Source organism: Fictibacillus sp. FJAT-27399 (genome assembly GCF_001510655.1).
In the GTDB taxonomy this organism is placed as follows: domain Bacteria; phylum Bacillota; class Bacilli; order Bacillales; family Fictibacillaceae; genus Fictibacillus_C; species Fictibacillus_C marinisediminis.
Map to the genome: position 1 here is coordinate 1,263,258 of NZ_LMVC01000002.1, position 25,125 is coordinate 1,288,382.

Consider the following 25,125-nt stretch of genomic DNA (forward strand, 5'->3'; position numbering starts at 1 on the left):
AGACTGTGATGCAAACCGAGCAAAGGGATCTTCTTCAGCAAAAAGATGAACAGTACATCTGGCATTCTATGAAACGGTATAACCCTTCTACCATGGTCGTGAAATCAGCAGACGGATCATGGATTACAGACAATGAAGGCAAAAAATATCTGGATGGAATGGCAGGTCTGTGGTCAGTCAATGTGGGATACGGGAGAAAAGAGCTGGCCGAAGCCGCTTACAGCCAATTAAAAGAGCTGCCTTATTACCCCCTGACACAAAGCCACCAGCCAGCCATAGAATTAGGTGAAAAACTGAATCAATGGCTTGGCGGTGACTATGTTATTTTTTTCTCAAACAGCGGATCAGAAGCAAATGAGACAGCCTTTAAGATCGCAAGGCAGTACCATCAGCAGAAGGGCGAGCAAGGACGCTGTAAATTCATTGCCCGCTACCGAGGATATCATGGCAACTCCATGGGTGCTCTTGCGGCAACCGGGCAGGCGCAGCGTAAGTACAAATACGAACCGCTCGGACAGGGCTTTCTCCATGTTGCTCCACCTGATAGTTACCGGTTCCCTGATTATCATAATGCCGAGTCCTACAGTGAAGAATGTGCTTCTGAGATTGACCGGGTGATGACATGGGAGCTTTCGGAAACCATTGCGGGTGTCATTATGGAACCGATCATTACTGGGGGCGGTGTCCTCATCCCGCATGATTCCTATATGAAAAAAGTAAAAGAAATCTGTGAAAAACACGGTGCCCTGCTCATCTCTGATGAAGTCATCAACGGTTTTGGACGGACGGGTAAGGCGTTCGGTTTCATGAATTACGGCGTGCAGCCTGATATTGTGACCATGGCAAAAGGGATTACAAGTTCTTACTTGCCGCTGTCTGCAACAGCTGTAAAACGTGAGATCTACGAGGCATTTAAAGGAGACGGAGAGTATGATCACTTCCGCCACGTCAATACGTTTGGAGGAAATCCGGCTTGCTGTGCAGTCGCCCTGAAAAACCTTGAGATCATGGAAAACGAAAATCTGATCGACCGCTCCAGAGAGAAGGGAGCAGAGCTATTAAAGGAGCTGTCTGAACTTGAAGCACATCCTTATGTTGGAAACGTCCGAGGGAAGGGACTGCTGTTCGGCATAGAGCTTGTTCAGGATAAAAGAACGAAAGTACCGCTGTCAGTAGACCAGGTTAACGGAGTCATCAGTGCATGCAAGGCGAAAGGACTCCTGATCGGCAAAAACGGAGACACGGTTGCGGGCTTTAATAATGTGCTTACTCTTGCTCCCCCTCTGAATATTACGGATGAGGATGCAGCCTTTCTTGTAAAAAGACTGAAAGAAGCCATCTTTACCCTTTAAATTTGGCTGTTTTCGTAACCTTTGTTGCCCTTGGGAGTGGTTGATTTCCATTTCAGGCTGCTCCCTTTCCGCGGGGCGTGCGCTGAACCCCTCGGCGAAAGCGCCTGCGGGTTTCCCCTGTCACGCTCGTCCCGCAGGACAAGGAAGGCTTCGGCAGCGTTATATCGCACGAAGAAAATGTGAAATTCATTTTCGAGGAGTCTCGCACCTTCCACTCCAATCAACTTGTCACTGAAGCTCTTTACAAAAATGTTCCCAAAGCAACAATCTTTTAGAAATGAGCCTTTTAAAAACAGGTTTGACATTGACGCTGCGTCAAGGTGTACATTTAGGATGTCAGGAGGTAATCACATGGAATATACGGTGCAAAAGCTGGGAAGACTGGCCGGAATCAGTACGAGAACACTAAGGTATTATGATGAGATTGGCATCCTTAAGCCGGCAAGGATCAATTCTTCAGGTTACCGGATCTATGGCCAGCCGGAAGTCGACCGTCTGCAGCAGATTTTATTCTACCGGGAGCTTGGACTCAGTCTGGAAAAGATTAAGGAGATCATGACTGACCCTTCCTTTAACGGGACTGAGGCTCTTAAAGAACACCGTGAGAAGCTCCTTGACAAGAAAAAGCAATTGGAACTGCTTATTACGAATGTGGAAAAAACGATTGCTTCATCTGAAGGGAGAATGACGATGACAGATCAAGAAAAATTCGAAGGCTTTAAACAGAAGCTCATTGATGATAACGAGAAACAATACGGAAAAGAGATTCGTGAAAAATACGGTGATAATATGATTAATCAATCCAATGAAAAGCTGAAAAACATGACGAAGGAAAATCATGAGGAAGTAACTCATTTGGCGGACGAACTGAAGACCTCATTAGCTGAAGCCTTTAAAACAGGGGATCCTGCTGGAGATCTTGCCCAGAAGGCGGCAGAACTTCATAAGCAATGGCTCTGCTTTTACTGGAATGAATACAGCAAAGAAGCTCATGCAGGCCTGGCGCAAATGTACGTGGACGACGAACGGTTCAAACAGCACTATGACAAAGACCAGCTGGGGACTGCTGAGTTCTTGAGAGATGCGATTCACATTTATACGGGAGTAAAAAAATAAGGAAACAGCCCATCTGCACGGTTCAGATGGGCTGTTTTTTATATGCCAGAATGGCCTTGGAGGAGTTCAATATTCTTGATGTAAAGTATTTATATCCTTTAACAATTAAAACAAAAACAAATGCAATAAACTACTGCCGTTATAATTAAGCATTAAAATAGGATAATAAAGGGTAATACATAATCACCATTTGCTGAAAGGAAGGCCAAATATGACAGATCGAAATCGCAGGAAGCGCTTTGCATTGACTCCTCCTAAAATACTGGTATTAGGCTTTGCCGCTATCATTTTGGCCGGAGCTTTTCTCCTTTGCTTGCCTGAAGCAACTCGTAACGGACAGGGAATGTCTTTTCTTAACGCCTTTTTCACCTCAACTTCAGCAACGTGTGTCACGGGGCTGATCGTCGTGGATACCGGAGATACCTTTACCGTTTTTGGACAAATGGTTATACTCTCTCTCATTCAAATTGGCGGTCTTGGATTTATGACGTTCTCCACCTTTTTTGCACTAATCGTCGGCCGGAGAATTTCGTTTCGTGAACGTCTTCTTCTGCAGGAAGCGTTAAATAATTCCTCCACCCAAGGCATTGTAAAAATGGCGAAAACCATTGTTCTGTTTACGTTTGTTTCGGAACTGCTTGGCTCCATCTTGCTTTCATTCCGCTTTGCCATGGACATGCCAGTTAAGAAAGCCATTTATTTTGGCATCTTTCATTCCGTTTCTAATTTTAATAATGCCGGCTTTGATATTATGGGAGGATTTAAGAGTTTGACGGATTATAAAGAAGACCCCGTCGTTACGCTGACAATCGGGATCCTTATAATTCTAGGAGGAATTGGATTTATAGTTGTCAGTGACCTTATCGAACATCGGAAAAAACTAAAAAATATTTCTTTACATACAAAGGTCGTGCTTTCCACGACCGCTATCCTGCTTGTGGCCGGCACTGTTCTTGTCTTCCTGTTGGAGATGCATAACAGCAAGACCCTTCAGCCTCTATCTCCTTCTGGTAAGCTCCTCGCTTCCTTTTATCAAGCAGTAACTCCAAGGACGGCCGGTTCCAATACTCTGAACATTCCGGACCTGGCTCATCCTACTCTGTTGCTAACTATTATTCTTATGTTTATCGGGGCTTCACCAGGATCAACCGGCGGCGGGATCAAGACTACGACATTTGTGACATTGTTTGGAGCGGCCTGGTCACAGATCAAAGGAAAAGAGGATGTGGTGTTCTTTAAACAGCGGATTATTCCGACCATGATCTATAAAGCATTGACCGTTATTTTAAGTGCATTGATTCTTGTTATTGTGGTGACGATGTTGCTCTCGATCACAGAACAGGAAAACAACTTTTTGAAAATCCTGTTTGAGGCGGTCTCTGCATTCGGAACGGTGGGATTGTCCATGGGACTTACACCCGATCTTTCTTCGTTCGGCAAAATTATTATTGCACTAACGATGTTTATCGGTAGGCTGGGACCTCTGACCGTGGCCATCGCTTTGGCTAAACAAAATGAAAAAGAACTCTATCGCTATCCAAAAGGAAAATATTTGATCGGCTAAAATGAAGGAGAGAAAACAGAGCATGAAGAAACAATATGCAGTAATCGGACTCGGAAGGTTTGGATCACATTTAGCAAGAGCACTCTATGAGGAAGACAACGAGGTTATTGGTATTGATATTAACGAAGATAAGGTGGAAGATCTACAGAATGGCCTGAGTCAGGCATTTATCGCTGACAGTACAGATGAGGACAGTATGAAAGGCCTTGGTGTCCGAAACTTTGATGTTGTAATCGTTGCAATCGGGGATGACATGGAAGCCAGTATTTTAACTGTCGTCCTGTTAAAAGAATTAGGAGTTCACTATATTGTCGCCAAAGCACTCAGTAAACGCCATGGGCTGGTACTGACCAAAATCGGCGCAGATCAGGTGGTTTTCCCTGAACGTGATATGGGGCTTCGTCTCGCTCAAAACCTGATGCATCCGAACATCATCGATCATCTCAAATTATCGGACGATTACAGTATAGAAGAAATTAAGATTCCTTCAGACTTGGTCGGACAAACCATACAAGCCCTCGACATCAGAGCCAGATACCAGCTGAACGTCATTGCAATCCGGCATACGGACGAAGAGGTTACGGTTGCTCCTGGTCCGGATTATTCTTTGAAAACCGGCGATCTTCTCGTCATTATTGGAAAAAACAAAGACTTAAAGGAGTTATCTAAAAAGCTGGAAGAATGACAGAAGCCGTCGAGATTTAGGGACGGCTTTTGTCTGGTTATTCCGTATTGCTAAGAAAGCTTTCTCTTCTCCTCCATCAGCCGCTTAAACTCCTGATCCAGCCTCGTGTATTCCTTATCACCAGGAGACAGGAGGCTAAGCTCTCCCAAAACAGCACTGATTCGGTTCTCAATAATCATCCTTTTTTCAAGAAGATCCGTTTTTTTATGATTTTGCGGCTGTACCGGTTTTTGTTTGGCTTCAGCAAACTCTTTAAAGCCCTTTTGCGTTTTTCTTATGTTTCCATCTTCAAAAACCAGCAGCTTTTCACACGTTTTTTCCAGGAAATAGCGGTCATGGGAAACGATAAGCAGTGTACCGCTGAACGACAGCAATGCTTCCTCAAGCTGTTCCCTGCTTGCCAGATCAAGGTGATTCGTCGGCTCATCCAGAATCAGAAGATCATGTTTCTGCATGATGAGCAAGGCGAGCTTCACCCTCATCCGTTCACCAAGACTCAATTGATGAATCTGCTTCTTCAGCATTCTTTCATCAAACCCCATATTGGCGAGCAGTGTCCGGGCCGTAGAGGCTTCTGACCGGACTTCAAAAACATCGTGTATCAAGTTTACTACCGTTTGTTCCGATGGGAGGTCTGTAACATCCTGTGTCAGATAGGCCATTTTTGCGCTTGAACTGATCCAAAGCTCACCCGAATCGACGGTCTCCCTACCTGTCAGCATTTTAAGGAGCGTCGTCTTGCCGCACCCGTTCGGACCTGTCAATCCCAGTCTTTCACCTCGTTTAATATAAAACGAGCTTTTCTGAAAGAGCGGTCGAGAACTAAAAGATTTGGAGATTTCCTTCGCATCCACCAGCCGCTTTCCCCGTTTCTCCGGATTGTCCCAGCCAAACTGTATTTTTGTTTCCTCCTTTGGCTTTTCCACACCTTCCAATTCAATCTTTTTCAGGCGTTTGATCCGGGAACTGATCTGTTTATCCATGCTCTTTGCTTTGCTTCTGTAAAATTCTTTTGTGCCGCGCATATCTGCCATCTTACCGACTTTTCCTGCTTCTCTATGTGCTTTCGACGACCAGTTGTCCAGCCTTTCAATCTCAGACTGTATTTTTTGCTCGTACTTTTTCTGTGTTTCATACTGATTCAGCTGTGCATGGTGCCTTCTCTCCTTCTCTTCCCGATAAAATGAATAATTCCCCGGAAAATCAACAGACTTGCCATCATCCAGTTCAATGATTCGATTCACGGTTTGATCAAGAAAATACCGGTCATGCGAGATGATCAGTGTGGTACCTATAAATGATCTCAGCTCCTGAATCAGCCATTCGACTCCTTTAAAATCAAGGTGGTTGGTCGGCTCATCCAGTATAAGAAGGTCGGGCCTTGTTGACCAGATATGTGCGATAGCCAGCTTCGTCCTCTCCCCTCCGCTTAATCCTGAGAAACGGCTCTCATCCCAATTCTGTACTTTCTTTAAACCGAGACGGCTGGTCATCTGCAGAAAATCCTCTTCTTCACTCTGCATATGCGAAAAAGTATTAGTCGTATAGGAGGTGGACTGCTGAAGATAACCGATCTTCAGTGGATTTTTATGTTTAACGATAGAACCTTTACCGGGCTGAAGTGTTCCGAAAATCAGGTTAGCCAAAGTTGTCTTTCCCGCTCCATTAACACCAACCAAACCTATCCTTTCATTACAGTCTATATTCAAAGAAACCTCTTTTAAAATCAGGCGCTCGCCAAATTCTTTACTTAATTCGTGACAGCTTAATAGAGTCATCAAAAATCACCGCTTTGCGTTTCGTTCAAAGGCAATAGGGACTCATGATATCTGAAGACGAAAAAAAACCGCATTCCTGCGGTTTTTGGGTAAGCGAAAAAAGATACGAAAAAACACCTCAAAGTGCATTGACCGTTAGACCAGCTTCAGCACACTGATACATTGAATTTAACCGTTGAGGGTCTCCTATAGACATACGTATCCCATCCCGCTCCAAAGCCGCAGAGCATCACTTGCCGTGCAATCAGATTTCATGATCGACAAGGGGATCAGTTCCACATAATGTCTAATTGGATACCTCCTTCACATTGTTGGTATTAGTATAACACGATTATGGTAAAATTGTGCAACCCATTCTGTCAGAGAGAAGTAAGCCTTAAAGAAACAGCATTCCCACCATTCCACTAAACACACCTAAAACGACGACCGATAAGGTGACAAACGACAGAACACGTTTGGGATAGGATCTCGAAACGATGAGTAAGGACGGCAAGCTTAGCGCCGGCAGTGTAATGAGCAAGGCAGCCGCAGGTCCTGCACCAAGACCTACGAGCATAAACGTCTGGATAATTGGAATTTCGGCAGCAGTCGGAATAACGAACAGCATGCCGGCAAGAGCAAATCCGATAACAGCAAACAAGCTGTTGGACGCTGTTTCACTTAGCTGCGGAAACAGCCAGACACGTGCTGCACCAAGTAAAAGCACCGAAAAAATGTAAGCTGGTCCAATATGGAGCAGCATGGTGCCCAGGCTCTTCATCCATCTGATGAAAAACGGTCCTTCCTCTTCCTCAAAGTTCTTGCTTTCGGGCACTTTCTCCATATCTACCGGCTCAGCGTTTTTGGCAAAACGATTGGCAAAGTAACTGACACCAAACACGAGTATTATTCCAAAGAATAATCGCAGTACCGTAAATTTCCATGATAATACAAATGTCATAAAAATCAGGGTTGCCGGGTTAATGGTCGGATTACCTAGCCAAAAAGCAAGGCTTGCTCCAATCGACACTTTCTTCTTGCGCATCCCCACGGCCATGGGCGCCGCACAGCAAGTACACATCATGCCTGGAATGGACGCCAATCCTCCTGCTGCTGTACTGCCAAACGATGTTTTTCCAAGCACTTTAAGCAGCCATCGTGACGGAAGCAGCACTTGAATCAACGAACCGAGTAAGACCCCCAGTAATGCAGCTTTCCATACAGACTGAAAATAAACTTTTGCATAGTCCCAAGCAGTTACCCATGGTGACGCCGAAGCTGCTTGATCACCAAGGATCGATGGACCGATAGAATGAGTAGCTGAAACTGAGATCACCTTTTGAAAATACGGCCACCATTTTACATACAGCAAACCAGCCGCAGCAACCGCCATGAATATAACAATGACCCAGATTGCCTCTTTGCTGGTGGATTTTCCATTTTGAACACTATGATTGATTTGAGACATATATACCCCACCCCAGTTTTTTTTCCGACCTTAAGATTGGATAGTAAATTATATCACAGTTCCTGCAAAAACATATTTTTAAGCTTTCCAAAATTCGGCTAAAATGAAATTAGAGAAGAAGTATTTTATAATAGGATATAGACGTGCAGTACAGAAGGGCGGAAAAAACCAGTGTTTCAGGATATTGCCATTGAAAAGCTTATGTCATCCTACAATAAAAAAGAGATTACACTCATTGATGTACGGTCACCCTCCGAATTTAAGGATTCTACGATTCCGGGAAGTTTGAACATCCCTCTTTTTAATGATGAAGAACGTGCTGAAGTTGGGACTCTATATAAACAGCAAAGTGTTGAAGCCGCTAAGGAACGAGGACTCGAGATTGTTTCTGCCAAGCTTCCTGCTTTTATTAAAGAATTCTCGAAGATCGCTGGACCCAAAGCTGTTTTTTGCTGGAGAGGAGGAATGCGCAGCAGAACGACTGCGACCGTGCTTGATCTCATGGGAATTCGTGCTTACCGGCTGCAGGGCGGTTTCCGTGTGTACCGGCAGTGGATTATAAAAAACCTAGAGGAGATGGAGTTTGCTCCCAAAGCCTGCGTTCTCCATGGAAATACCGGCACCGGTAAAACATTAATCCTTCAAGAGCTTGCCAAGCAAGGATTTCCCGTTCTTGATCTTGAGCAATTGGCCGGTCACCGCGGTTCCATTTTTGGAGAAATCGGTCTTCAGCCAAACAACCAGAAAATGTTTGAATCTCTCCTTTTTCATCATTTGTTTGCACTGAAAGATACACCTTTTGTTCTGATGGAGGCTGAGAGCAAACGAATCGGAAAAGTCGTGCTTCCGGGTTTTGTAACGGATAAAAAGCAGCAAGGTCTCCATATTTTCCTGGACATGCCGATTGAGGAACGGGTCAATCATATCCTTGAAGACTATCTTCCGTGGGAGCATCACGAGGAATGTCTTGCCGCATTTCAAAAGATCAAACGACGCATTCATACACCAATAGCTGCTCAGATTGAACATGATCTGAGTGAAGGAAACTATCATTCAGCAGTCCGCCTGCTGCTTGAGCACTATTATGATCCACGTTACGAGCATCATGATGTCGAATATCCAGAAGACCAGCGAATTACTTTAAAAGTTAATAATATTGCAGAAGCCATTGACCAAATTAAAGAAATTCTTCAAAAAAGAAAGCCGGCACATCAAGTTCTGTGAGTTTTCACAGCCCTTGCCGGCTTTTTAGTTTTTTTGATCCAATTTTGTCGGTGTATGAGAAGGCAAAGTTCATTTATTATCGAATTGAATACCTTCGACAAAACCTCTATATGTCCACCCACTTATTTATCAGCAAGGATCTTTCTCACCAGCTCTTTCGGTTTCACATCCAACTTCGGCAATTCATCAAGAGGCACCCAAATCGGTTCATAGCTCCCCCGCCCGCTACTGTAAAACTCCTCCCCTTCACCGCTTCCGAAAACACCGCTGACAATCTCAGAAAAAAAGAAATACTGGGGCCCATTGAACTCAACTTGTGCTATGCATTTGCCTGCCGTGATGACAATACCCAGCTCTTCCCAAGCCTCTCTTACAACAGCTTCTTCCGGTGTTTCTCCGTCCTCTGTACCCCCTCCAGGAAACACATAATACACTTCATCATCTTTTATTCTTTTAATCAAAGCCACTCGGCCTTCTTCCATTAAAACAGCTGAACCCCTCGTTCTCCTTATTACTGTCATCGCAGGTTTCCTATCTTTTTGTTTTTTTTCTAACCTATTTCATTCTCCATCTTCCTCTTATTTCCTTTGAAAGAAGGAGAATCCACCCTATAAGTCTAATAAATTCAATAATCATATTATGGGACCTATAATACACATAAGAGAATAAAGATATTTCATGCAGAAGGAGTTACTTATATGACCACATACCAATCAAGAAATGACGTTCCAGAACAAGAGAAATGGAACCTGACCGATATTTATCCTTCACTGGCTGAATGGGAAAAAGATTATGAACAGGTGAAGGTAATGGCTGAAGAATTAAAGGCGTTTGATGGAAACATTGATTCAGGTAAGTCACTGCTTGAATATCTCACTAAACAAGAAGAGCTCTCCTACACCTTCAATCTCGTTTATGTTTATGCCATGCTGAATGTGGACGTGGATACTCGAAACTCAGATTCTCAATCCTTATTGGATCGTGCGAAGCATGCCGGAGTGAAAATCAGCTCTGCCACTTCATTCTTTATGCCTTTCCTGTTAAGTTTGGACGAAGCACAGCTGAAGGAATATATCGCAGAGGATGAAGGGCTGAACTACTTTGAAGAAGATCTGTTTGATTCCTTTCGCTACAAGTCCCATGTCCTGAGTAAAGAACAGGAGAAGATTGTTTCCCGCCTGGGTGAAGCGCTCTCCTCTCCAAGCGGCACATTCAGCATGATTAATAATGCGGATATTAAGTTCGGCGAAGTCACTGATAAAGATGGTAAAAAGGTAGAAATGACCCGCGGCATGTATTCAAAATTGATTGAGGATGAAGACCGTGAAGTAAGAAAAGAAGCATACAAAGCTTATTATGAACCCTACGTGGCATTAAAAAATACGATTGCTTCCACCCTTTCATCAGCGGTTAAAAACAATGTCTCGCTTGCTGAAATCCGCAACTATCCTTCTGCTCTTGAAAAAGGTTTATTTGGTGATAACGTACCGAAAGAAGTCTATGAAAATCTCATAGCCACCACAAAAGAAAACATTAAGTCCATGCATCGGTACACAGAAATCAGAAAAGAGAAACTGGGACTTGATGAGCTGCGCCAATACGATCTTAGCGCTCCCCTTGTAAAAGGAGTTAAGCTGGACATTCCCTATGAAGAAGCCTATGAAACGATGGTTAAAGCACTCGCTCCGCTTGGCGAGGATTATGTTGAACGATTGAAAGAGTTTAAAAATGCACGTTATATCGACGTTAGGGAAACACGCGGAAAACGTTCTGGAGCTTATAATCTTGGGTTGTACGGCGTTCATCCTTTCGTGCTTCTGAACCATCAGGATGATCTAGACAGCCTCTTTACGCTGGCCCACGAAATGGGACATGCGATGCACAGCCATTATTCCAATAAGCAGCAGCCAAAAATCACAGCCGGCTACAGCATTTTTGTCGCAGAGGTTGCTTCTACCGTTAACGAAGTACTTCTGATCAATTACCTGCTGAACAAGGAAACCAACAAAGATATTAAAAAACATTTGCTGAATCATTTTATCGATCAGTTCAAAGGAACATTGTTTACGCAAGTGATGTTTGCCGAGTTTGAGATGAAAACCCACGCACTCGCAGAAGGAGGCCAGCCGCTGAATGCTGAGGTTTTCAACCAAATCTATGAAAATCTGTTTAGAGAATACAACAGCGATACTGTGGTATTTGATGAAGAAGTGAAATACGGCTGGTCCAGAATCCCTCATTTCTACCGTCCATTTTATGTTTACAAATATGCTACAGGGTTTGCGTCAGCTATCCACCTCGCTACAAAAATCTTAGACGGCGACCAACAGACTCTTGACTCCTACTTGGATTTCTTAAAAAGCGGAAGCTCTGATTATCCGCTCGATCTTTTGAAAAAGACAGGTGTCGACTTAACAACCCCAGAGCCGATCGTCAATGCGCTGAAACGGTTTGAGGAACTGGTAGAGGAATTTGCACAATTATAAGAATTCAAAAGATGACCCTTTAGTTTAAGGGTCATCTTTTTCATTCCTAATGTCAACTTAATTTTATTTTTGGTTGACATTTAATTTATTAATCAGGCAAACTTGTACTAGGCTTTTAATATTGAAGGAGGTGATCATCATGAACGCCAGAAGCATATCGTATGTAGCTTTATTTGCTGCCATGACCGCAATTGGTGCATTTATTAAGGTTCCCATCCCGTATATCCCCTTTACCCTGCAGATTCTATCGGTCTATCTTGCCGGTGCCCTGCTCGGTCCGCGACTGGGCCTGATCAGCCAGCTTTGCTATGTTTTGATCGGCCTCATCGGAATTCCTGTTTTTGCTGATGGCGGGGGGTTCAGCTATGTATTTAAACCGACTTTTGGCTATCTAATCGGCTATGTCATCGCTGCCTTTGTCAACGGCTGGATTATCCACCGCTTTCAGCTTGAAAAAGTTAAATCTGTGTTTGCTGCTAATTTAGCCTCACTGCTAACTGTCTATTTTTTCGGCTGTGCTTGGCTTTATGCCGCCATGAACTGGTTTGTGAATACGCCATTTACGCTAAGCCAAACGTTTCTTTACGGCTTTTTGCTGCCTGTTCCCGGAGACTTGCTTCTCTGTTTTTTATGTGCGGTATTTATCGTGCAGACCCGTCCCCGTATGGCACGATTCATCAACAGAAAGGAGAATGAAAGAACATGGGCCAAGCCTACTTTATAACCGGCACCGGAACCGAAATCGGTAAAACGGTGGCCACCAGCCTGCTGTACCTATCCCTCACTTCCTTGGGAAAAAGCGTAACGATATTCAAACCGTTTCAGACCGGCCTTGATCGTGAAAATCATACATATCCTGATATCTCCTGGTATGAGGAACAGCTCGGTGTTAAAGATTGCGGCATGTATATGCTGGAGCCGGAAACCTCTCCCCACCTCGCGATTAAATTGACAGGCAGAAAGGTTGACGAACAGCGCGTCATTGATCGAATTCACGCACTTAAAGAAGAATACGAGATTGTCCTTGTTGAGGGTGCCGGCGGGATTGCCGTCCCTCTCATTGAACAGGATACGCATTTTTATATGACAGCTGATCTTATTAAAGATTGTGGACTGCCTGTCATTTTCGTTTCAAACAGCGGACTTGGATCCATCCATCATGTTCTTACCACACAGTTCTATACAGCCTTGCAGAACATTGATATCAAAACCATCCTTTTTAATTTCTTTCAACATGACAATATAATCCACAGAGATAATGTTGAAACGATAACAAAACTGACCGGTCTGGAGCCGCTTGTGCGCATCCCAGCTTTTAAGAATGTAAAAGAGGATCTGCCTGCTTACATTGCATCACTTTTGAAAGACCAACACTATTTACAGCTACTGAATGAGGTGTTTTTCAATGAGTACTCCATACACTGAACTAGAACAATGGGACAAAGAGTATGTCTGGCATCCTTTTACCCAAATGAAAACCTACCGAGAGTCCAAACCGCTGATTATAGAGAGCGGAAAAGGCAGCTACCTTTACGATACAGAAGGCAACCGGTATCTCGACGGCTACGCTTCACTATGGGTGAATGTCCACGGCCACAGAGAACCAGAGCTGAACAGAGCACTCATCGAACAGGTGGAGAAAGTTGCCCATTCCACCCTGCTCGGTTCAGCGAATGTTCCTTCCATCCTGTTGGCTAAAAAACTGGCTGAGATCACACCGGGCAATCTCTCCAACGTATTTTATTCCGATACAGGAGCAGCAGCAGTAGAGATCGCGCTTAAGATCGCCTACCAATACTGGAAAAATCTCGATTCTGAAAAATATGCCAGTAAAAACAAATTCGTATCAATGAACGAAGCGTACCACGGCGATACAGTCGGTGCTGTAAGTGTCGGAGGGATGGATTTGTTTCACAGAATCTTTCGGCCGCTTCTCTTTGAACGCATCCCTTCTCCGTCTCCTTATTCTTACCGGATGACAGATCTGGGTAATGAAGAAGCAGTAAAAGATTACTGCCTTACTGAACTGGAGTCACTTTTAAAATCACATTCCGAAGAGATCGCCGGAGTAATTATGGAGCCGCTCGTTCAAGGAGCTGCCGGCATACTGACACACCCTGAAGGCTTCTTAAAAGGGGTCGAACAGCTGTGCCGAAAATACGATGTGCTATTGATCTGTGATGAAGTAGCAGTCGGCTTCGGGCGAACTGGGACACTGTTTGCATGCGAGCAGGAAGACGTTGTTCCTGATTTAATGTGCATGGGTAAAGGAATCACCGGCGGTTACATGCCGCTTGCCGCTACCATCACACATGACAGGATCTTTAATGCCTTTTTAGGAGAACAGGACGAGCACAAAACCTTCTATCACGGCCACACGTATACCGGCAACCAGCTCGCCTGTTCCCTCGCATTAAAAAATATAGAGCTGATGGAACAACGGAATCTTGTGGCGGACATTCAGCGAAAAGCTGAAAAGATCTCTACAAAATTGGATACCCTTTATGAGCTTCCTAATGTCGGTGAAGTGCGGCAGCGAGGCTTGATGATCGGTATTGAAATTGTGAAGGACCGTAAGACCAAAGAAACGTTCAGTGTCCAGGAAGGCGTTATCTCCCGTATTATCCAAAATGCCCGGGAGCATGGACTGATCATTCGGGAACTTGGCTCGGTCATTACGATGATGCCGATCCTGTCCATGACTGATGAAGAACTGCACAAGATGGTGGAAATCACCTACCGCTCGATTCAGGAAGTATGCGAAAGCCTGGCCGTTCGATAAGTCGGTCTATCAAAAAAAGGCCTTCCTCATTGGAAGGCCCTCCTTCATTACTTCTCTTTTTCTTGTTTCTCCAAAAATGCACGCATCTTCTGCAAATATTCCGGCGCGTCCATCGGATCTTCAACGACCAGTTCGATCATACAAAGTTTTTCTCCCTGTAATCGTTCAGCCTCAGTGATGGCATCGTCCAGTTCCTGGTTCGTCCTCACCTGTTTCGTAAACGCATCTCTTCCGAACGCTTCTGCCAGCTTGGTATAATTCCAGGAAGGGATCTCGTTATACTTCTGTTTCTCAATCTCCACTTTAACGTTCAAGTACTTTTCAATGGTATATCCATTGTTATTTAAAATAAAGATAATGGGTTTACATCCCCTCTCGAGCATCGAACTGATTTCCTGTACGGTCAGCTGCAAAGAGCCATCACCGGTAAAAAGAAGAACACGCCGGTCCTTCGCCGCCATACATGCCCCGAACGCCGCAGGAGTAGCAAACCCGATGCTTTGCCAGCCACCCTGTGCAATATAAATCGCTCCTTTCGGCAGCCTGATTTGTGACATTCCATAAGATAACGAACCCGTCTCAACAACAACCACATCATTTTCCCTGAGCATGTGCTGAAATCTTGGATAGTAAGATGCAGCCTTGATTGGCTCCTCTCCCCCGCCGCTCACCGTATCGTAAGGAAATGTGATGTCACCGATTGAACTCTCCTGTTTAAATCCAATATTTGTTAACTCATGTAATAGGTCCTCCGCTTTTACGTTCAAATAACTTGCTGCTCCGACCTTTACAGATTCAGGCTGGATCTCAACAATTTTTAAGGGATTCAGTTTAATTGTATGTTTTGACGTATTCACATCGGTCCATTGTACGCCAATCGCAAAAAGGCAGTCGGCTTCTTCAACCATTTTAGTTACTTCTTCCTGTCCAAAAGCTCCACCGTATACACCGATGTACTGTGGATGGCTTTCATCAAACCCGCTCTTCCCTTGCATGAGTGAAGCGACAGGAACTTTGAGTTGTTCTGCTAGATGCTGCACTTGATCCTGCAGCCGGTAGCGAATGGCTTTCATATCAACAAGAATGATTGCTTTCTTTGCCTCTTCCACCATTCCAGTAATCTGTTTTAGCGCAGCCTGAAGTGCGGTTTGACTGGTCTTCGTCTGTGTTACTTCCGTTTCATGAAAGATGACCGGCTGAGTCACCAAGTCGATCGCAACACTTAAATAAACCGGCTTTTTCTTTTGCTTTGCTGCTTGAATGGCAGCCGGGATTTCCCGAGCTGCGTTTTCCGGTGTCAGAACAGCCGTATATGCGGTGATGTTTTCGTACACTTTTCGAAAAACATCATAATCACCATCCATTAATGTGTGATGAGCCAGCTCTTTATCCTTCTGCATTTTTGATTTTGGCGAGCCAACGATCTGTATCACAGGCACGTCTTCACTGAATGCGCCGGCAATTGCGTTCGTCGCACTCATTTCGCCGACCCCAAATGTTGTAATGAGCGCCGATATACCGTTAATCCGTGCGTATGCATCTGCTGCATATCCTGCATTCAGCTCATTTCTATTCGTAATAAAAGAAAGGCCTTTATCGCTTTCAAGCGTATCAAGCAATGAAAAGTTATAATCACCCGGCACCCCGAAGACTTCTGATATTCCTTCTCTTTTTAAACAATCCAATAAATATTGTCCCACCGTTCTGCTTTCTGCCAAACTACTCACTCCTTCAATGGTTCATCCCCTACTCCTATTTATATACCCAAACCCTTCCATGCTAATCGCTGATCCAATATGTGAGGCATGAAAAAAACTCCTGAATTACTTCAGGAGTTTTTCTGTCTATCGTCTATCATTGTTCTCTCCTTCAGTACTAAAAGATAGATACCAATCAATAAACCACTGATTTTTCTCAAGCAACTGGTGGGTAACAAATAAACATAGGATGAAAGTGATGGCTTCATCGTTGGTCGCAAGAAAATATCGTACACAATAAAACAGAATGACTGCAAATACAAAAGTAAAAACCAGCTGGGATAATTCTCGTTTCATTGCCCCACTCCTATTTTTACAAAAATAGTTTCTGGAATTTTTTCATAGACTCTGGACTGCTGATTACTGAAAAATGCTGTAAAAGCTTCTGGAGTGCTTCCTCTCGATCAATCTCTATATTTTCTATCTTATTTTTTTCTGTCCAATGCTCAATCGTCTCATAGGAAGTGCTGTTCCAGCCATTTTTTTCGCCGATCGCATTTTGTTTCTCCTTTGTACCTGAGACGACAATATCAAGAGAGGCCTGAAGCTCGAGCAATCCGTTGTCGAAGGCTTTCTTTTTCTCTTTTGCTTTCATATCAGCCTTTGCCCTTAAAAGCCTCGTATCAATTCCTTCTTCCTGCAGGATGTGTGAGTGAAGATCGAAGGCATCTTTTAACAGCATGCCATTATAATAACGGTCCTTCACAGACATTGGATTCCCCAGAACCGTTCTTATATAAGGAAGGAGTTCGCGGGAGATGAGAACAGATTTTTTCTTAACAAATTTTCCGTACGCGGCTATTCCATCTGCAGCAAACCGTGTTCTCCAGCCCCAAGGATCAAATTCGGTCTCCGTATACCAATTTTCCTTAACCGTAATACTGCTAAGTGAGGGATAATCGGGAAACAAAGGAGCAAGCGGCAGCAACCCTACTTCATTCACAATATCAATGGCTTCTTCGTACGTTTTAATTTTATAATCAAGCATTCACTCATTCCCCTTTGTTCTTTCCTTATTATGTATCCATCTTTCCCCTAAGCTTCCAAGTGCCATTCATACGCCAGATAAGATTACAATCGGTATAAAATCGGGATAAGAACGAACGAGAAGGGCAACAAACCTTAAGGACCCTTCCGTAAAAAAGACCAACCATAACACAAATAAAATGGAGAGATCACCATAGAAATGTTGCCTGAGAGACCATTGAGCGACGGTTGTTAAGAAAGAAAGATATTGTTCTTTTTAGATCGTGCGCATAGCACTCCTCGTGATAAGGAATCACCTCAAAAAACATCGTTACCGTAACTAAACCATCTTTAAGTGTAATTTCTTTTGTACATCTATCGCAAATATTCTGTAAGGGCGTTCCGTCACACACCACCCAAAATAAAAAACATGTCTGAAAAGATCCATCAATTCCATTATATACCATAATCAATCGAGACGTATTTTAATTTTGCATGGACTTTCCCCATTCAGCCAGTGATTTTAAATAAGGGATCAGGTCCTCGCCTGCTTTGGTCAGTGAGTATTCTACTCTTGGTGGAATTTCCATAAACTGCTTTCGAATGATAAGTCCTTGGTTCTCCATTAATAAGTTTTTTCTGACTTAGAAATAAAATACTGCACTTGTTTTACTTTGATTATGTAATAAAATTATATCGTAGTTGATTAAAAGCAGGATAAATAAAGGAGTGATAGTTTTGAAGTTAAAATATGAAGTTTTACCTGATGAAAAAATTGAATGCTGCAGAGAAATTTGCAATGAACTCATGGCCTTTCAAAAATCAAAATCCTACATAACACCTGAATTGTTTGACAATATGAATTTTGAAACAAGGCTGATTCCATCAATAAATAATGCCGTTCACAATTATACGGTAGTAGTTAAAGATGATGATCAAATCGTAGGTTATGTATATTCCAATATCTCTCCTAAAGAAGCCTATGCCAATGAATTTGCCACTTTTTTTGATCTTTCTTCTGTTAACAGAGATCATGTAGGCTGTTTATCTCAATTTTATATTAAAGAAGAGTACAGGCAATATGGGATTGGATCCAAACTTTTTCATATGTCCATGGATTGGATCAAGCAATTTGACGATGTGGAAGATTATTTTATTTATGTCTCAAATGGCAATACTAACGCACTGGAATTCTATAAACGTAAAGGATTTACTGTGAGTCATGATATATTGGATGGTTTTATTACTGTTTTACGAAGCAAAAGAGAAATTGGATGTAACCATTAAAATGGATGGAGCTGATATCAGCTCCACCCTTTCAGTAATGATATTTATCTTGTTCTTGATACATACGGATAAATCGGGTCTTTAAGCGCAAACTCATAGGTTTCGCCATTCACAATTCCTACAACCTTGCTGCTGTCATAGAGATCCAGCAAAAATCCGGCCATCTGTTTAGCCGTGTGGTACTCAGGAACCGCACCTTCATACTCAAATTTATCCAAATCCATGGAGCGCTGCGCAAATTCGGTTTCAGTGGCAGCAGGAGCCAGAACCTTCGCTTGCATTTTTGCTCCGTTTGCTTTTAATTCCTGTGCAAGTCCTTCTGTAAAAGCACTGACGTAAAATTTAGTCGCACAATACGTAACCGCACTCCCTACAATCGTATAACCGCCAGCTGAAGAGATATTAATCAGCTGTGTATCTTCTGTGTTTGCATAATCACGAACAAAGAGAGACGACAAGATCGTCAATGCTTCGATGTTTAAATGAAGCATATCTCCTATTTTATTTAAATCTTGATCCCCTACAGAAGCAAAGTTTCCGAACCCGGCATTGTTGATCCAGGTTTCAATTTCAAGATCTTTTAAGCTGTCGTACAGCTCGTACGCATTTTTCGCAACAGATAAGTCAGTGACACGAACTACAACTTCTAATTCTGAGTCAGCCTTCGCGATTTCTGTCTTTAACTCCTCCAATTTTTCTTCGCGGCGTGCAGCGATTACCAAGTTTTTTCCTCGTGCGGCAAATTCAAGCGCCGTTTCAAACCCAATTCCTGAACTTGCACCTGTAATTACGGTATATTTCATAAAAAGTACCTCCTCCAATAATTTCTTGCCTTGTGGTGATTATAAGGGTTAGAGTTTACTCTAAGTCAAACGACAGACGCAAATGCCGTTGGGTAAAATGAGGGAGTACTCAAGGCTGTATCAAGAAGGAGAACATACGCGGGAAGCACGTCTCCGTCTCCTCGAAGTGCATCGAACCTCGGTGAGGGAGCAAATCACCACCCTTCAGGAAACTGAAAAGATGCTGGATCATAAAATCGGATCCTATAAAGAATTGATTCAATCAGAGCATTTAAAAACCAGCACCTAGTTCTGATTTCAGAACCTAGGTGCTGGTTTTCACGTTACTGGTCTGTTTCAACGGTATTCTTTTCCAAGGAACTTGGCTTTGTTTCCGCTGGTTTTTTACTATCATCCTGTTCTTTCGGCGGCTCGGTTTCAGGATCCGTTGGTTTATCACCTGTACCCGGTTTGGTGGTTCCGTCTCCTGGCTTATCTTTAGGCGGAGTTGTTGGATCTGTCGGCTTATCCTGATTTCCTCCGCCTTGATCATTCCCACCCTGATCTGTTCCGCCATTTCCGCCTTGGCCATTGCCACCCTGATCGCTGCCGCCTTGATCATCTTTAGGCGGTGTGACAGGAGTATCCGGTTTTGTTTTACCGTCATCATTAGGTTTTTCTTTATCATCTTTATTCTTTTGTTCTTCTTCTTTTTTCTCTTTTTCTTTATCTTGCTTTTCTTTTTCAGCATCAGCTGATGGATCTTCTTTTTTGTCTTCCTTATGGCTTTGCTGTGCTATAGCAGGCATCGAAGTTCCTTGCACGTAAAGCTCAGAGCCTCGTGAAACGACAGATCCCGGTTTTTGGAAATCGGCAGTGAGCTTATTTGCTGAAACATGGGATACCAGTTCTTTAAAGATCAGCTTAGCGATCACTTGGTCTTCTTTCTTTACATAAGCATCCTGGCCCGGGTGATCATATCCTGTCCAGACAGCTGCTGTATAGCGTGTGGTATAACCGACAAACCATGAATCGGTCGAGCCGTTGCCATAGACATTGGCCGGAAGGTTCGTCGTTCCTGTCTTACCGGCTACATCCAATCCTGGAATCTGAGCCATGCGGCCAGTTCCGTTATTGACAACACTCTTCAGCATATCCGTTACCATGTAAGCTGTATAATCGCTCATGGCAGTTTTTGGCTGATGGCTAAACTGCTTCACTTCTCCATTCGGATATTCAATCTTTCTTAATGTTGTTGGCTGATGATAGACGCCCTTGTTTCCAAAAGCAGAATACGCACCGGCCATCGTTAATGGAGAAACCCCTTTATTGAATCCGCCGATCGCATAGGACGGATAGATCGTATCCAGCTTAATTCCAAGGTTTCCTGCAAACTGTTTCGCGTTCGCTTCTCCTACTGCCTGGAACGTTTTTATGGCAGGAATGTTATACGATTGGACGAGTGCTTCTCTCATAGAAAGCGTACCATGATAGGTTTTATCCCAGTTCTGGAACTGCTTGCCGTTGATTTCGAGCGGCTCATCCTTGATCGGAGTACTCGTAGACCATTTCAAGTATTCAATCGCCGGGCCGTAGTCAAGAATCGGTTTAATCGTCGATCCCGGCTGCCTTTCTGTATCGGTCGCATAGTTAAATCCTCTGATGGCCTGTTTGTTGTCATCCAGCCTGTTGCCGCCTATAGCACGAATCTGGCCGGTTTCAGTATCAAGGAGAACGGCCCCCGCCTGAAATTTATTGTCTGGGTAACGGATATAATCCTCCGTTGATAAGATTTTTTCTGCTTGAGATTGGGCATCCTGGTCAAGCGTCGTGTAGATTTTCAATCCGCCTTCAAACAGTTCTTTTTCAGAAATGCCTTCTTTTCGTGCGTCTTTAATGACCTGCTGTAAAAACGCTTCGTATCTCGGCTGAGACTTCTTAGGTTTCACAAGCATTTTCTTAATTGGCTGCTGCTGCGCTTTTACTTTTTCCTGCTCAGAAATATATCCGTTTTTGTGCAGTAGCGACAAGACCACATTCCTTCGCTGTTCCGCTAACTCTGGATGTACGAATGGATCATACCCGCTCGGACGCTGTGGCAGTCCGGCAAGCAATGCAGCCTCGCCGATGGTCAGCTGGTCCAGAGGCTTATTAAAATACGTTTTTGCTGCTGTTTTTACTCCATAGGCACTATTTCCGAAGTAGATTTTATTTAAATAGAATTCAAGAATCTGATCCTTGGAATATTTCCGTTCAAGCTGGATCGCCAAATAGGCTTCTTGTACCTTCCTAGTTACTGTCTTTTCTGGTGATAAGAACGAGTTTTTTACAACCTGCTGTGTGATTGTACTGGCACCTTCTGAACCAAATCCGTGAGTTATATTGGAAAGAATGGCTCCTGCGACCCTTTTCGTATCAATTCCGTTATGTTTGTAGAATCGAACGTCTTCTGTCGCAATAAAAGCGTTCCGAACGAGCGGCGGAATATCTTTAATGTGAGCATAATCTCTCTTTTCCTTCCCGCTGATTGAAACGACTTTCTCATTGTTCATGTCATAGACGGTGGAAGTACGTGAATACTTCAGGTTTTCGGGGTTCAATTCAGGAGCGCCTTTTGCAACTGAAAATACGGTTGCCCCCCCGCCAATAACCACTAAAAGAAAGAGAACAAGAAAAGTTAGTGTACTGTATGTAAGGAATTTTCGAAAACGTTTAGGCCTTTTGTTCTGTTTTCTTCTTTCCAATCGTGAAGCTGAATTTTTCTTTTCCATCATTAACTCTCCTTAAATTGTTCCATGCTGTTCCCTATGCTGAAATAGTTTATTTTTCCTGAACACCAATTTTATACTATTTTAATAGAAAATAATACGAATACATCTCACAAATGTTACATTTTTATTACAAACAGGTCAGAAGTACTAGTACCCGTTTTTCCAGCTTTTTAATCTATATGAATTAAAAAAAGAACAAGAACATGATGTCTCGTTCGAATGCTGCTTTTAGTGATATGCAGGACCAATAGCCTTTGTTTCCATTGGATGCTCAGGGTAATAAAAGGATAAGTTTTGGTAGCTCCAGGCAAACTTGCTTTTAGAAAAGTACTTGCCCAAAGAGAGGTATCTCATTTTTTGATGATCAATATAAATATCTTTATTCCTCGGTTTGTCTGTATCGAAACCAAATTCCAGTAAATTTTTGTTAAAATACATTCCATCTTTATTGATGCTCTGATATAAAAGATATACATCAGCCAGGGATGCTTTATATTTACCGAAATGCTTTGTTATTTTAAAAACATAAATTTTATGAGGTGCGTTCGTTATCTCCAGAACATAAGGGCTATTGGGGACAGTAACCGATTGAACCTTCTCCGTGTTTAATTCAATGGCTTCTTTCGTCCAGCCCTTCTGCAGTGCCTCTTTTTTGGTGTGGTACCCGTAATTAACCACATATAAATAGATTCCTGCTGCGATAAAAGATAACACAAACGCAGCTCCCCAGCCGTTTTTCATCAACAAACCCCATTTCCATTGAAGGCTATTTCAATTGCTTATTCTCTTGTTGTTTGAAGTCTATTTAAGATCAATTCCCAAACAACTCCCAATTACTTACAGTTTATCATAAAATTAATTGAAAGTTTTACTAAAATAAAAAAGCAGCCCTCATATCATGAGAACGCTGCAGTATTCTTAGTCAATCCCGCTTCTTCCTATTTTAACTCCCAATTCAGCATTTCACCCTCTTGCCCTAAACGCTTCATGTTCATTTTTTCCAATACACGGATGGAAGGATCATTGTTTATCAAGCATTCTGCAATGACACGGTTAACTTGGTCAGAAGTAAAGGCCCAATCGATTATCGCCTTTACCGATTCGGTGGCGTATCCTTTTTGCTGAGCAGACGGAATGATTCCATAACCGACCTCTACTGTTCGTTCGGCACTGGGTTTCCCTTTGAATCCAATATCTCCGACAATCATTCCCGTTTCCTTTTCTGTGACCAGCCACACACCCCATCCGTATAGCTCAGGGTCTTGTTCTAACTGTTCAACGTAGGACTTAATTTGGTTTCTGATTGGATATGCATCAGGCGATAGTGATTCTATGTATGGTCTGCTGCAGGGTATGATGGTTAACCGTTCTGTTTCCAATTTCATCTGTAACTTCCTTTCTTTATTCCATGTCTTCTAAAAAACTATTCTTCTCTCGGTCTTCTAATCCTCTTTTAACCTGCCGAATAATGAATGAACGGAGAATCATCTGAAAAACCCTCGGCGAAGTTATCTCAATATTCAGTTTGGTTCAATTAATTGGACTTTGGTTCAATTCTCCTCGATTTTGGTTCAATTCGCCGACGAGACACCATAAAAAAGGCTGCCGAGTCTCCTCGACAGCCTCATTAAATACAGTTTTACGCTTGTTTACTCTCACCAACCGGTTTTCCCTCACTAGCTGGCACTTCTTCTTCCCACCATAAAGCTTCATCAGGATCCCGCAAGATCTCTTTGATCTCGCCTGGGTCTTCAACAGCTGGAAGAGATCCACGCAATGAACGGCCTGCTGTTTCTTTGACAAAGAAAGCTACAACAACAATACCGATCGTACAGACCGCCATTAAATAATAGGCCGGCAGCAGTTTATTATTGGTTTCTTTCACCAGCCAGGCAACAATGAGCGGAGTCGTTCCGCCAAAGATGGAAGTAGATACATTGTAAGTAATGGCTAGTGATCCATATCGAACGTTTGTAAAAAATAAAGAAGGAAGTGTTGCCGGGAGCGTTCCCTGAAAAGCGGTGAGCAGACATCCCAAAATCAGCACTCCGAAGAAGGCATTATTGCCATTTTCATTCCCCGCCAGCATAAAGGCCGGTATGCTTAAAATAATGGTTAGAATCAAAGCTCCTATCAAAATTTTATTTCTTCCAATCCGGTCACCCAAATACCCCATTCCCAAAACGAAAGGAATCATAATAACCATCACAATGAGAATGAGCAGCAGCCCTTTTGTTTCTCCATAACCGATCTGTTCAGAAAGGTAAGTCGGCATATAGGTTAGCACCATGTAGACAATTGTATTGTAAAAGAGAACAATGCCTACACAGATCAATAGGGACCTCCAATGATTGAGGAAAATTTCTTTAAGAGACGAATCCTTTTTCTTTTCCTCTTGTTCTTCCTCCATTGCCTGAAAAGCAGGTGTTTCCTCGAGGTGAGAACGGAAATATAAACCGATTAAACCTAGTGGAGCTGCAATAAAGAACGGAATTCTCCAGCCCCATTCCAGCATGGTTTCCGAACCTAGAATAAAGGTCAGCAGGGTCACAAGCCCTGAACCAGCAATATAGCCGGCCAAAGTTCCTACCTCTAAAACGCTTGACATAAAACTGCGCTTTTTATCCGGAGTTGATTCTGCAATAAACGTCATGGCCCCAGCGTATTCTCCGCCGGTTGAGAAGCCTTGCACCAATCTGGCAACCAGCAGAAGGATGGGCGCCGCAATCCCGATAGACTTATAGCCGGGTATTAGCCCGAGGCTGAGTGTTGCAATCGCCATCATGATCAATGTAATGGCCAGTACCTTTTTTCGCCCTAAACGGTCACCCATTATTCCAAACACTACACCGCCGATCGGCCTCGCGATAAATGCTACTGCAAATGTCGCAAAAGCATAAATCACCTGGGCAGAAGAATCGACTTCAGGAAAAAAAACTTTGCCAATGGTTACCGCTAAATAAGAATAAATACCAAAATCAAACCATTCCATGGCATTACCAAGCGAGGTCCCCAGGATCGATTGTTTTGCGATTTTTGTATCAACAACCGTAATATCTTCTTTTTGTAATCTATTACTATTTTTTCTATCCACAGCGTGCCTCCTCATACTGCATAAAATTAAAAAG

At 43.2% G+C, this 25,125-nt stretch carries 23 protein-coding genes; 11 read left to right on the forward strand and 12 right to left on the reverse strand.

Features of this window, described 5'->3' with window-relative positions:
* The first annotated feature begins 5 nt into the window (after nucleotides 1-5).
* The 4 genes from AR335_RS11430 to AR335_RS11450 all read left to right on the forward strand — a co-directional run bounded on the left by AR335_RS11430 (nucleotide 6) and on the right by AR335_RS11450 (nucleotide 4,717).
* Nucleotides 6-1,352, forward strand: a complete 1,347-nt coding sequence (locus AR335_RS11430) for an aspartate aminotransferase family protein (protein WP_156418938.1) — start codon at nucleotides 6-8, stop codon at nucleotides 1,350-1,352.
* A gap of 351 nt (nucleotides 1,353-1,703) precedes the next feature.
* Nucleotides 1,704-2,468: a MerR family transcriptional regulator gene (locus tag AR335_RS11440; RefSeq protein ID WP_062235598.1), complete on the forward strand. Its 765-nt coding sequence runs from the start codon at nucleotides 1,704-1,706 to the stop codon at nucleotides 2,466-2,468.
* 211 nt (nucleotides 2,469-2,679) lie between these two features.
* Nucleotides 2,680-4,032 carry a TrkH family potassium uptake protein gene (locus tag AR335_RS11445; RefSeq protein WP_062235601.1) on the forward strand — a complete coding sequence of 451 codons (1,353 nt, stop codon included), beginning with the start codon at nucleotides 2,680-2,682 and terminating at the stop codon, nucleotides 4,030-4,032.
* Nucleotides 4,033-4,054: 22 nt separating this feature from the next.
* Nucleotides 4,055-4,717, forward strand: coding sequence for a potassium channel family protein (locus AR335_RS11450; RefSeq protein WP_062235603.1), 663 nt, complete (start codon nucleotides 4,055-4,057; stop codon nucleotides 4,715-4,717).
* A 50-nt stretch (nucleotides 4,718-4,767) separates the two neighbouring features.
* Here AR335_RS11450 and abc-f read toward each other — a convergent pair whose 3' ends face one another.
* Nucleotides 4,768-6,495 (reverse strand): ribosomal protection-like ABC-F family protein, encoded by a 1,728-nt coding sequence (abc-f, locus tag AR335_RS11455; protein ID WP_062235607.1) that lies wholly within the window; start codon nucleotides 6,493-6,495, stop codon nucleotides 4,768-4,770.
* Nucleotides 6,496-6,871: 376 nt separating this feature from the next.
* On the reverse strand, nucleotides 6,872-7,942 hold the full coding sequence (locus AR335_RS11460; protein WP_062235610.1) for a permease: 1,071 nt from the start codon (nucleotides 7,940-7,942) through the stop codon (nucleotides 6,872-6,874).
* Between the two features lie 171 nt (nucleotides 7,943-8,113).
* Here AR335_RS11460 and mnmH point away from each other — a divergent pair, with 171 nt between their 5' ends.
* The gene (gene mnmH / locus AR335_RS11465) at nucleotides 8,114-9,166 is read left to right on the forward strand and encodes a tRNA 2-selenouridine(34) synthase MnmH (protein WP_062235613.1); all 1,053 of its coding nucleotides are present in this window, start codon (nucleotides 8,114-8,116) and stop codon (nucleotides 9,164-9,166) included.
* 122 nt (nucleotides 9,167-9,288) lie between these two features.
* On the opposite strand, the gene AR335_RS11470 is transcribed toward mnmH, so the two are convergent.
* Entirely contained in the window at nucleotides 9,289-9,678 is a 390-nt protein-coding gene (locus AR335_RS11470; RefSeq protein ID WP_062237052.1) for an NUDIX hydrolase, read from the reverse strand.
* Nucleotides 9,679-9,864: 186 nt separating this feature from the next.
* Between AR335_RS11470 and pepF the strand changes: the two genes are divergently transcribed.
* The 4 genes from pepF (at nucleotide 9,865) to bioA (ending at nucleotide 14,434) form a co-directional block, all read left to right on the forward strand.
* A complete protein-coding gene (gene pepF, locus AR335_RS11475) occupies nucleotides 9,865-11,652 on the forward strand; it encodes an oligoendopeptidase F (RefSeq protein ID WP_062235617.1) in 1,788 nt (595 codons plus the stop codon).
* Nucleotides 11,653-11,791: 139 nt separating this feature from the next.
* Nucleotides 11,792-12,376 (forward strand): biotin transporter BioY, encoded by a 585-nt coding sequence (locus tag AR335_RS11480; RefSeq protein ID WP_062235620.1) that lies wholly within the window; start codon nucleotides 11,792-11,794, stop codon nucleotides 12,374-12,376.
* Complete coding sequence (gene bioD / locus AR335_RS11485) at nucleotides 12,355-13,077, forward strand: dethiobiotin synthase (RefSeq protein ID WP_062235623.1); 723 nt, start codon at nucleotides 12,355-12,357, stop codon at nucleotides 13,075-13,077. Before AR335_RS11480 ends, bioD begins: the two co-directional genes overlap by 22 nt.
* Nucleotides 13,058-14,434: an adenosylmethionine--8-amino-7-oxononanoate transaminase gene (bioA, locus tag AR335_RS11490; RefSeq protein WP_062235625.1), complete on the forward strand. Its 1,377-nt coding sequence runs from the start codon at nucleotides 13,058-13,060 to the stop codon at nucleotides 14,432-14,434. Before bioD ends, bioA begins: the two co-directional genes overlap by 20 nt.
* 47 nt (nucleotides 14,435-14,481) lie before the next feature.
* On the opposite strand, the gene AR335_RS11495 is transcribed toward bioA, so the two are convergent.
* The 4 genes from AR335_RS11495 to AR335_RS23140 form a co-directional block, all read right to left on the reverse strand.
* Nucleotides 14,482-16,161 (reverse strand): alpha-keto acid decarboxylase family protein, encoded by a 1,680-nt coding sequence (locus AR335_RS11495; protein ID WP_082683456.1) that lies wholly within the window; start codon nucleotides 16,159-16,161, stop codon nucleotides 14,482-14,484.
* 117 nt (nucleotides 16,162-16,278) lie between these two features.
* The gene (locus AR335_RS11500) at nucleotides 16,279-16,488 is read right to left on the reverse strand and encodes a hypothetical protein (protein WP_062235631.1); all 210 of its coding nucleotides are present in this window, start codon (nucleotides 16,486-16,488) and stop codon (nucleotides 16,279-16,281) included.
* Between the two features lie 16 nt (nucleotides 16,489-16,504).
* Nucleotides 16,505-17,179 carry an AlkZ-related protein gene (locus AR335_RS11505; RefSeq protein WP_062235634.1) on the reverse strand — a complete coding sequence of 225 codons (675 nt, stop codon included), beginning with the start codon at nucleotides 17,177-17,179 and terminating at the stop codon, nucleotides 16,505-16,507.
* A 463-nt stretch (nucleotides 17,180-17,642) separates the two neighbouring features.
* Nucleotides 17,643-17,783 (reverse strand): winged helix-turn-helix transcriptional regulator, encoded by a 141-nt coding sequence (locus tag AR335_RS23140; protein ID WP_082683457.1) that lies wholly within the window; start codon nucleotides 17,781-17,783, stop codon nucleotides 17,643-17,645.
* Nucleotides 17,784-17,895: 112 nt separating this feature from the next.
* Here AR335_RS23140 and AR335_RS11510 point away from each other — a divergent pair, with 112 nt between their 5' ends.
* Nucleotides 17,896-18,444 (forward strand): GNAT family N-acetyltransferase, encoded by a 549-nt coding sequence (locus tag AR335_RS11510; protein WP_062235637.1) that lies wholly within the window; start codon nucleotides 17,896-17,898, stop codon nucleotides 18,442-18,444.
* Nucleotides 18,445-18,488: 44 nt separating this feature from the next.
* On the opposite strand, the gene AR335_RS11515 is transcribed toward AR335_RS11510, so the two are convergent.
* Entirely contained in the window at nucleotides 18,489-19,247 is a 759-nt protein-coding gene (locus AR335_RS11515) for an SDR family NAD(P)-dependent oxidoreductase (RefSeq protein WP_062235640.1), read from the reverse strand.
* Nucleotides 19,248-19,329: 82 nt separating this feature from the next.
* Here AR335_RS11515 and AR335_RS11520 point away from each other — a divergent pair, with 82 nt between their 5' ends.
* Nucleotides 19,330-19,536 (forward strand): MerR family DNA-binding protein, encoded by a 207-nt coding sequence (locus tag AR335_RS11520; RefSeq protein ID WP_062235643.1) that lies wholly within the window; start codon nucleotides 19,330-19,332, stop codon nucleotides 19,534-19,536.
* 34 nt (nucleotides 19,537-19,570) lie between these two features.
* Here AR335_RS11520 and AR335_RS11525 read toward each other — a convergent pair whose 3' ends face one another.
* The 4 genes from AR335_RS11525 to AR335_RS11540 all read right to left on the reverse strand — a co-directional run bounded on the left by AR335_RS11525 (nucleotide 19,571) and on the right by AR335_RS11540 (nucleotide 25,106).
* On the reverse strand, nucleotides 19,571-21,997 hold the full coding sequence (locus AR335_RS11525) for a transglycosylase domain-containing protein (RefSeq protein ID WP_082683458.1): 2,427 nt from the start codon (nucleotides 21,995-21,997) through the stop codon (nucleotides 19,571-19,573).
* Nucleotides 21,998-22,225: 228 nt separating this feature from the next.
* Complete coding sequence (locus AR335_RS11530; RefSeq protein WP_062235646.1) at nucleotides 22,226-22,738, reverse strand: hypothetical protein; 513 nt, start codon at nucleotides 22,736-22,738, stop codon at nucleotides 22,226-22,228.
* Between the two features lie 197 nt (nucleotides 22,739-22,935).
* On the reverse strand, nucleotides 22,936-23,382 hold the full coding sequence (locus AR335_RS11535) for a GNAT family N-acetyltransferase (protein ID WP_062235648.1): 447 nt from the start codon (nucleotides 23,380-23,382) through the stop codon (nucleotides 22,936-22,938).
* Between the two features lie 254 nt (nucleotides 23,383-23,636).
* Nucleotides 23,637-25,106: an MFS transporter gene (locus tag AR335_RS11540; RefSeq protein WP_062235651.1), complete on the reverse strand. Its 1,470-nt coding sequence runs from the start codon at nucleotides 25,104-25,106 to the stop codon at nucleotides 23,637-23,639.
* Nucleotides 25,107-25,125: the final 19 nt, after the last annotated feature.